Source organism: Desulfosporosinus sp. BICA1-9, from assembly GCF_000802135.1.
Map to the genome: position 1 here is coordinate 1 of NZ_JUEE01000234.1, position 9,341 is coordinate 9,341.

General features: G+C 40.8%; 4 protein-coding genes and 3 pseudogenes. 1 reads left to right on the plus strand and 6 read right to left on the minus strand.

The features are described from left to right. Positions 1 to 141: 141 nt before the first annotated feature. The 5 genes and pseudogenes from JL57_RS28865 to JL57_RS28885 form a co-directional block, all read right to left on the minus strand. Positions 142 to 1,610: pseudogene (locus tag JL57_RS28865) on the minus strand (DEAD/DEAH box helicase family protein); the annotation flags it as partial. 399 nt (positions 1,611 to 2,009) lie between these two features. Then, positions 2,010 to 2,288, minus strand: a pseudogene (locus JL57_RS28870) (Rpn family recombination-promoting nuclease/putative transposase); the annotation flags it as partial. A gap of 468 nt (positions 2,289 to 2,756) precedes the next feature. Next, positions 2,757 to 3,659 carry a glycyl-radical enzyme activating protein gene (locus JL57_RS28875; RefSeq protein ID WP_034145339.1) on the minus strand — a complete coding sequence of 301 codons (903 nt, stop codon included), beginning with the start codon at positions 3,657 to 3,659 and terminating at the stop codon, positions 2,757 to 2,759. Between the two features lie 71 nt (positions 3,660 to 3,730). Next, on the minus strand, positions 3,731 to 6,100 hold the full coding sequence (locus JL57_RS28880; RefSeq protein ID WP_034145340.1) for a formate C-acetyltransferase/glycerol dehydratase family glycyl radical enzyme: 2,370 nt from the start codon (positions 6,098 to 6,100) through the stop codon (positions 3,731 to 3,733). Positions 6,101 to 6,280: 180 nt separating this feature from the next. Then, positions 6,281 to 7,087, minus strand: coding sequence for a transposase (locus tag JL57_RS28885; RefSeq protein WP_034145341.1), 807 nt, complete (start codon positions 7,085 to 7,087; stop codon positions 6,281 to 6,283). A 518-nt stretch (positions 7,088 to 7,605) separates the two neighbouring features. Between JL57_RS28885 and JL57_RS28890 the strand changes: the two are divergent. Continuing rightward, positions 7,606 to 7,719 (plus strand): annotated as a pseudogene (locus tag JL57_RS28890) (small, acid-soluble spore protein, alpha/beta type); the annotation flags it as partial. A gap of 1,343 nt (positions 7,720 to 9,062) precedes the next feature. Here JL57_RS28890 and JL57_RS28900 read toward each other — a convergent pair. After that, the coding region (locus JL57_RS28900) for a putative quinol monooxygenase (protein ID WP_291300723.1) at positions 9,063 to 9,341 on the minus strand (279 nt) is incomplete at its 5' end.

A 9,341-nucleotide genomic window follows, 5' to 3' on the forward strand; every position in this document is an offset into this window, starting at 1 on the left:
TGCTTAGGTTGTTTTCTGAGCACCATGCAGCAGCCGTTTGTCCGGAAGCACGGTAAGCGTTTACCTGCTGGCGTCTGATCCTAGACTGCTCGTCATGTGTCATGGATAATTCCTCCTCAATTAGTCTTGAGGTAATTATCCCAGTTCTAAATGGCTATTGCTATGTGCAGAGTTTTTGACAATTACCCTTTTTAGAATCTTTTTATGCCCCCAAACCTGCAGCCGGCGGTCAAGCATTCCGTAGAAATCAGACGAAGTAACCTCAGTCCAATCCTTTGAGTTAAAGGATTGGATCGAAACAAATAAATGGTCAAAGCTATCTGGCTTTACGACTCCCACCATCATGGAGCCAAAGTTGAGATCTTTGAGTATCCCACGAAAGCAAGACATGCTCTGACTTAATATTTCCTTTCGCTGGGAGACAAAGAGTAGTTTGTGCGTTCTATTCGGATTTGCCCTGCAAAAGTCTCGGTAATCAAAGGCTGCTATGACAGTCTTTACAGTACCCGTGGCTGCAACGACTATGTTTTTAAACGAGTGATGCACTTCCCGTTCAGCCTTCAATTTGTCCAGTATTTCTTGCTGATAATAGTAAGGTTTAAGATCAAAGTGAAACACTAAGTCATGCGCTTCATCCTGACTGCTTCTTCTCTCGGACCTCAAAGCTTTTCTCAAACGCTCGGAATCAAGCGCTGCAATAAAAGGCGTAAACTCAAGATTATTCCAATACCCTTCAAAGGTGGCCCGGATCTTCTCCAGAATATCCACTAAGTCATATTGGGATAGCTTAATATTCCATTCCAATCCGCTCGTCATAGCTGACTCAGAGATATTTGACGATCCGATATAAACGGTGCTAAAGCCGGTATCTCTCCAGAAGACATAGGTTTTGGCGTGAAGGCGAGTCCGTTCAGTATCATAGGAAATATGTACTTCGGTATTAGTCAGTTTACTGAGTTGTTCCACTGCCTTAAAATCAGTGGCTCCCAGATAGGAAGTTGTGATAACCCGTAGTTTACCGCCGCCCATTGTAAACTGAGTCAGCTCATTGATGATTAACCGTAAGCCACTCCACTTGATGAATGATACGAGAAAATCAATCCTGTCACTACTTAAGATTTCCTTTTTCAGTTCTGAGATCATGCTTGGCTCATGCACCGCCCCAGTAAAGAGAGAGTTCTCTGAGATGGAAGTCTCTGGTCTCACGGTCTTTTCAGAGCTGGGTAAAGCTCTTGGTCTGCTTGCTTTTGTTTGTCCACAAGGGACAATAGGATCTGGGCATCCTGACTAATTAGGAAACTCTTAACTCGCTTTAAGGTCTCTTGATCCTTCTTAAAACTAAAGCTTCCTTTTTGAATACACTCTCCTATGTACTTCAAAATACCATTACATAAATTTACCCGGTCTCTGACGACAGCATCCCCATCTTCGATATAATCAAAAATCTCACGCAGAATTCTAGTTAGGTAATCAGCCAGAATCTTAGAAGACTCGGCCGAATCCAGCGGCTGAGTATCTTTTATGATAAGCTCTTGATCAACTTTAGTAAGGTTTTCGTTAATGATCCCGTTAATGATTTGCTCATATAGGCCATAGATAATTTTAGACATGCGCCACCTCTAACTCAGAACTGATTTTAGCTTTTTCACCAACGGAATATCTGCAGGGGCAAAGTCGTATGACTCTAACTTATCGGGATTAACCCCGATGATCTGGCTATGAACGTTTAGGGTAAACTCACCCGAGATCCACTGGCACCAGTAGGCTATCAGTTGTATTGTTCCGTTAAGCGCTTACCTCTATTTACGTATTTTGGTCAACTTATCTATTTACTCTCAGGCAATTAACACCGTTAATCTATGGACAGTCCCCTTTGGCGGAAAAGCGAATTGCGGACAAAAAATCGCCCCACACTTCCATAGTGTAGGGAATAGCTTTTTCTGATTCGACAGGCACCGGTGCTCCTAGGGCCCCCTATAGGGAGCAGACCCCTCCCTCGATCAGTAGTCTCAATCTTTTAGCACTTTAACTTCGTCTTCCGTCATACCTGTTGCTTTAGCTACCTTTGAAATCTCCATTCCCAAGTCCAAAAGATTCTTCGCAACTTCTGCCCTTCCTTCTGCCTTTCCCTTCTGGATTGCTTCCCTCAACCGGAGTTCTGCTTCTCTGACGGCCGCCATCTCATCTAAAACTGCCTTGCGTCTCGCAAAGTACTCTTCTCTCACAATAGGATCATCACTTGATTTCTCCCACGCAGCTATGGCCTGGTGCAAAACGGGATCTTGCATTTCTCTCTCCATCCTAACTCACACTTCATGGTACCCTGATATTATAATAATTTTGCCCCCAACTACCAATTTAATTATAATTAGAGTCGGTCCTTAAGCTCTATAGCCATATTATGCCATAGGTATTAAGGCCTTTAAACTAGTAAAATGACCAAAGTCTATATCTAGACTTTGTTTCAAATAATCATGCAATTCATCTGATTCAAGTATAAGTTTCACACTTATTCCCCCCATTTGAATCACTCACACAATTATATTCAGTTAAACTAAGTTCCAGACTTGATTCTCCTCATGCTACATATTCTTCGTATGAGAGAGTAATTCTTCGAAATTCCCAATTTTCAAATTATGCAACGTTCCAGAATAATTTTCTAGAAAATAGTCCCACGCATCTCCGCGTTTAATAGTATAACGACCTTCTTGTAAGATGGTATCAGGCAACAATTTCATTACGTTTCTAGTTAAATCTTACTTATAACTGACTACTTCTACCCTTTCATGCTCAACTATTCTGCATAATTCCATCAAATGCTTCCGTGATGGAGTTTTAAAGCTCCTTGAGGGCTTTTCCAAACCAAGAGCTTCATATTTACCGTCACCTAGAGAGTGGTATGGCAGCAGCTCTATTTTGGGGGTATCAAGGTGTGCTTTAGCAAATTGTGCAGTAGCTCTTATGTTTTCAATGTCTGAGTTTACTCCGTCTATAACCGGTATCCGAACTACTACAGGCACCTTCAGCTCATTAAATCCGGCTATGTTTTTTAATATCCTCTCATTACCGATTCTGGTATAAAATTTATGCTTATCCCTATCCATATGCTTTATGTCCACAAATATCAAGTCCATTTTCTCCAATATATCCTTAACCTCATCAAAATCAAAACACCCTGAGGTTTCTATGGCTAAGTTTACAGCTTGGTCATATAGCCTGCACACAAGCTCCCTGAGCAGTTCTTGCTGCAGCATTGCCTCTCCACCGGAAAAAGTGACCCCTCCCCCTGAATATCTATAAAATATTTTTTGCTTTTCTATCAGCTTAAGTATTTCCTCACTGGTATAATGATGGATCAATTTTTTCCTGCTGCCGGTGGGACATACCTCTGCACAAAGCCCGCAGGATCTGCATTTTTCCCATTCAAGAGGATCATTCAGGTTCAAGGCTGCTTGATAAGGGCATACCTGAACACACCTTCCGCATTTTATACAGGTCTTTTCGTAGTAGGAAATCCTATTATTGTAAAAGCTTTCAGGATTAGAGCACCATTGGCACCTAAGGGGACAACCGGCAAAAAAAACGACCGTTCTTATTCCATTTCCATCATTAACGGAAAAATTCTGTATCTCCATAAAATATCCGCTGCTAGTATCCATACAATATCCTCTCGGCTTTATGCAAATGCCTGATTAAAGCTGCTGCTTTCTTAGCAGTGCCATTATTTGTGTTAATAATTTTCATGTGCTGTTCTTGCTATTATCGCATCCTGCATTGACCTGGACAGATTAACAAATTGTGTACTATAGCCTGCGACCCTGATCAATAGGTCTTTGTAATTTTCCGGATTTTTCTGAGCTTTGCGCAGGGTTTCAGTAGATATCGTATTAAACTGTACATGAAATGCACCCAGCGAGAAGAAGGTCTGTATCATTGCACCCAAATTGCTTCGTCCTCTCTTGGTACTTACCAGGTCTTCATTTAATCTTAGGTTTAGTAATGTTCCTCCGGAATGTACATCCTGGTTTAGCTTTGCTGCCGAACGCATTGCTGCAAGTGGTGATGAAGTATCTGAACCGGCAAAAGGTGATACGCCTTCGGACAACGGTTCTTTTGCTTTTCTGCCGCAAGGGGTTGCTCCTATGACTTTACCCGTTGGTAGATAGTTTGATATGCCCATAAAGGCAGTATTGAAATTGTTGCCGTTTATATCTTTATATTTGTGTCCTTCTTTATAGTAGTGATTTGCCATTTTGCATGCAATATCATCTACATAGTCATTGTCATTACCGTACTTTGGAACAGTGAAAGCCACTTGCCTCAGCTCCTCATAGCCTTCCCAGTTTGCGTCTAGTGCTTTTATGAGGGTCTCCATATCTACAGCCTTGTCTTCGAATACAAGCTTCTTGATAACTGCCAGGGAGTTTGATGTTACCGCAAGGCCTATACCTGTTAGAACCGGTCCCAGGTTGTATTTAGCTCCTACATCAACCAGGTCTTTTCCGCTTGTCATGCATTCTTCTATACATGAAGACAGGAAAGGCCTCGGTACCATTTCCTTATGGAGTTTTTGTGCTAACAAGGTAGCGATTATTGACTGTTCAATCAAGTTGTCAAATTGTCTGTAGAATGCAGCTTCAACCTCTTCATAAGTCTTAAAGTCAGCCGGAGCTTTTTCATCCAGGCCTATCCTGTCTCCCGAAATCCTGCTCTTGCCCTGGTTCAATGCAAATTCCAGGGCTGCGGTAAAGTTAATATTTACTGCTGAAGTCCATTCGTAGGTTTTGCGGAAATGTGGAACTACGCAGCCGCAGTTGTTCCAATCCCTTGCATCTTCCGGCTCATAGCCTGCATTTATAAGCATCTGGTAACCTGCACTGTCACTGTGTATTGCAGGAAAGCCTGTGCCTTTGCTTACCAAATGGGTTACAGCATCTAAGAATTCAGTAGGACAATCCTGATGTATCCTGACACTTAACCCCGGCTGGTGAGTCTTTACTGCTTCAGTTGCGTTCAAACACATATAGGAAAGGTCATTGGTAGCGTCCTTACCTTCTCTTGTTTTACCTCCAACAGTAAGATTCTGAAACTGATTGTAGCCTGCAAAGAATTCGGCTGTATTTGCTGATATCGTCCAGACCCATTCTGATAATTTCAGCCATAGTGCTTCTATCAGCTCCTGAATCTGATCCTTTGTCATAATTCCTTTTTCTATATCAGCTTTGTAATATGGATACATAAACTGATCAAATCTGCCTACATTCAATGCCAATGGGTTTTCTGATAATATTCCACCAATCTGCATAAACCATAGAAACTGAATAGCTTCATAGAAACTAGCAGGAGTATTCTCCGGTATCCTGCTGCAAATATCGGATATTTTCAAAAGCTCAGCTTTTCTTGCAGCATCCTTTTCTAATGCCGCCATTTCCATGGCCTTTTCAGAATATCTTTTTGCAAGTGTGATAATTCCTTCTGAAGTAATAATTATTGAATTATAGAAGTCCTTTTTCTTCAAATCCTCTGCTGAAGTTCTCGACAGCTTCGAAAGATGTTCTTTTGCCTCTCTGATGATTCCACCGAAGCCTTTTTTGAATAAAACATCCTGATAGTCCGGAGTAATTTCACCTACAGCCTGTCTCCACTTTGAATCATTATCAACAAAGCCTGTATCAACAGCAACCTTTGCAGTTTCTGCAGGCAGCTGTGCCAGAAATGCTTCTTCCAGGGATTTTCCTTTCCAATATGGGAATATATTTTTTCTGACATAGTCTCTCTGCTCATCGGTCATAACATATGGATCCTGGACTCTTTTATCGAAATTGTCCATCTCCCTGTCCACCCAGGTCCAAGAAAATTCAGGAGTCAGAATACCGCATTTTCTGAATTCGCCAATGACCCCTACAATAAGCTCTCCATCGAAGATATTTACATCAATCTGCTGGCAGGTGTCTCTGAATGCCTTGGCCCTTCTTATAGGAACCGCTTCACCTTCATTCTTCTTATGTGATTCTGTCCATATCCTTGCTCTCTCATAGGAAACAGCAGGCTTTGAATTGATATAATTCTGCCTTGCCCCTTCGATCCTCTCAGTAATCATGATTTTCCCCCTTTCATTTTACAATATGTTTTAACATATTATTATTTGCTTTAAACTTTAATGCGGCAGGAGCAGGAAGCTCGAAGGTCTGGTCTTCCACAGTTAAATACTTCCTTTAGCATAAACAATGACGGCATATAAGTATAGCCTATTTCAGGGGTGTCAGGGGACGGTTCTTTGTCACATTCCGATACGCTGGACCATGCCTCTATTTATCATAAGGAGCGATGCAATTTCTCTGACCGATAGGTCCGATTTTTGTCTCAATTCTAATATTATTTGATTTCGTATATCTTCAAATCCCTTTAGTCTTAGACTGTCAAGCTTTATGCCGTTATGATTCAGAATCTCTTCAGTATACTGTTTAGCTGCAATTTCGCCTCTTATTAGGCTCTCTTTTTTCGTTTCAGGTTCCTCAATATCCATAAATTCAATAGCCTTTGCTTCCTTCGAAAATTCAACAAAGCACTTTTGGGCTAGAATCGGGTCATGCGAAAATAGTTTTAGAATTGCGACTTTATCAATATTTAGAACAGTATTGTTCAGGTCCTTTATGTAATGAGGGTAACTGCTCCATTTATAATCATTTGGCACCCTAGCAATTCCAGCTTTAACTGGGTTATTGTGTATATATCTTATGGCTTCAAGCAAATAGGCATCTGTTTCAACAGCTTGGCTTTTAAACCTGTCATGAAACAGATGCCCTATTCTTTCATATTTCTTATTAAAATAATAGACATAACTTGTATTGATCCTTTTGACCAGTTTTCCTAATTTCTCATGTTCACCGGAAAGAAGAAAATGTACGTGATTATCCATGAGGCAATAGGCGTAAACAGAAAAATTCTCACACTCTGACTTTTCTTTAAATGTGGATAAGAATTTGTTTCTGTCCTCGTCATCAATAAAAATATCTCTCAGTTCGTTACCACGAAACATAATGTGATATACTCTGCTGTTGCTTCTTTGTCTTGCACTTCTTGGCATTTCCTCTCACCGCTTAAATTATCTTTTGTCCATATATTACCCTATTTTTTATCTTGTGTCACTTCCCTGTCACTTCTCTTATCTTGTGTCAAAGAACCGTCCCCTGTCATTATAGGTGGAGCCAAAAAAAGAACGGCGGCCGCGTGGCCGCCACTTCTCGCCATCCTTGCTAAGGACTTCCGTAAAAATGTTGCTTGAAAGCGTAACGGTGACCTGATTACCTGCTTTAAGCAAATTCTTCCTAGATTATCGAACTTAAGGAAAGGTGAAGGACGATACGACTTGAAACTTTCATAACTTTCCTGGATCCATTATCACTCAAGGGGTTGCACCTCGGCATTCAAATACTTTCACTTGACAATACCCAAAAGTTACCTCGAATTATTGTGTGCAAGGTGGATAAATTAACATTACTGAAGCTTCAGAATTAAACATGCCTCAATTTCAGCTTACAAAACTACATCAAGAGGAGGTATTCAATCATGGCTAAGTACAATTTACCAGTAAACAAAGATAACATCGCTAATGAATGGGGAATTAAGTTGGGTGGAGACCGCACCAGCCGCGAGAATGGCAGCGTTGGTGGTGAAATGGTTAAACGTACGTTTGAAAGTTTTGGAAAAGCCCGTTAATATCTGCTCAGTTTTATCATAAGGCCAGTAATGTACTGGCCTTTATTGTGTCCTTTTTAGACGTTTTTCCGCCGAATCTAAACACATAACTCTAAACTTTACCCCTTTATTTGCCAGCATATTATAATGTGCAAAAGTGCAATATATGATCATAAGGGTACGTAATGGTTGAGTCAAGATTTATATATGCTCTTTACCGGGTGTATATGGGTCGGCCAAAGATTATCTTCAGGTGGTAAAACGCTTGTCTATAGTCGGAGGGAAGATCTTTTACGGTGGGGAAAGGCTTTATTTCAGTCTATTCGATTGTTTTAAGGTTCCAACTTATCGTAAAGGGTCGAGCTAAGATTTTGCTGGGTGTTGAGTTTCTTACCCAACCATATGTCGCTTGATATATGCATGTGTAAGAATTCCGGTTATATGCAGCCCTACAGGTTGTCTATAGCTGGGTAGATATCTTGTAAGGTCGAACGAATCATCAGTATTGGTGGTAACTTGCTTGATTATGGTCGGAAGATCCTAGTTAGGTAATCAGCGATCTATATTGGTGTCAGGTAGATCATTACGTGCTCTTATTTAAAAGCCGCTAGAAATAGTGGTTTTTAATTATTTAATCAGGCCACCTCACTAAGACAACCAATCCACCTACACACAATTCAAAGCCACCGGGTGTGGCCTGAGAAGTCAATATATCATTCAACTTCATTTCACAATTCTTCATATGAATGTTGCTCCTTTTACGTTAAAGTTTTTATTTACATGGTTTTATTAGGAATCCTTCAGTTAAGTCATTCCAAAATTTGGAATTCAGTTTCCCTTGCATTTCTCCACTTTGAGACGGGAGAAAAGTCAAAACACCAGCTGACATTAGAAATGCAAGTCCCATTATGCTGATAGACAGGTAAATGCCAAATCTTTGATAAACGAATGTACCTAAAAGTGGTCCAATAATTACAAAAATGGATAATATTCTCGCTTCCGGCTGTTGACCACACTTTACCGGGCAGGTCACTTCCTCCCTGCTAGGTTCCTTCTAAAGGTTTCAGCCCGTAGGCATTCCCCTTTACCAGACTTTTCCTGGCGCGATATGGATAATGAGAACTTAGTAACAGGATGGATTTCAGTGCGCCCTTGCCCGGTGACAACCCCCAGATTCATAAAACAAATAGGATACGACGGGCGGTAGCCCTTAAACTACCCTCTCAACTACCTTTTCCATAAAACATACTGTAAATTTCACCCTACAACGCTAAGTAAAGTAATGGAGGCTTTTGCATCAACACGCGAAGGCCTCCTCTTACTTATTACTTTTATGTTTGGCGTCAATCGCTCGCTGCTGCCTATTAAACTTCTTCAAGAAATTTAACCTGGATCTTACCCTCTAGTAGGTCTTCAAACTTTTGGGCTGCTTCCTTAAAATAAGCTGAACTCCCATGGGCTTTGAAGGCCTCTTTATCCTTATACTTTTCAAAGAAGACTATTTCAGTTGGGTCATTCTTTACCACATGGGGTATGTACATCAAACAGTCCTTTTCCTTAGAAAGAACTTCCTTGGCCAATTGAGTACAAATTTCGGTCACTTCGACCTCTTTGCCAGGTTTTACTTTTAAGGTTGCCAGTAA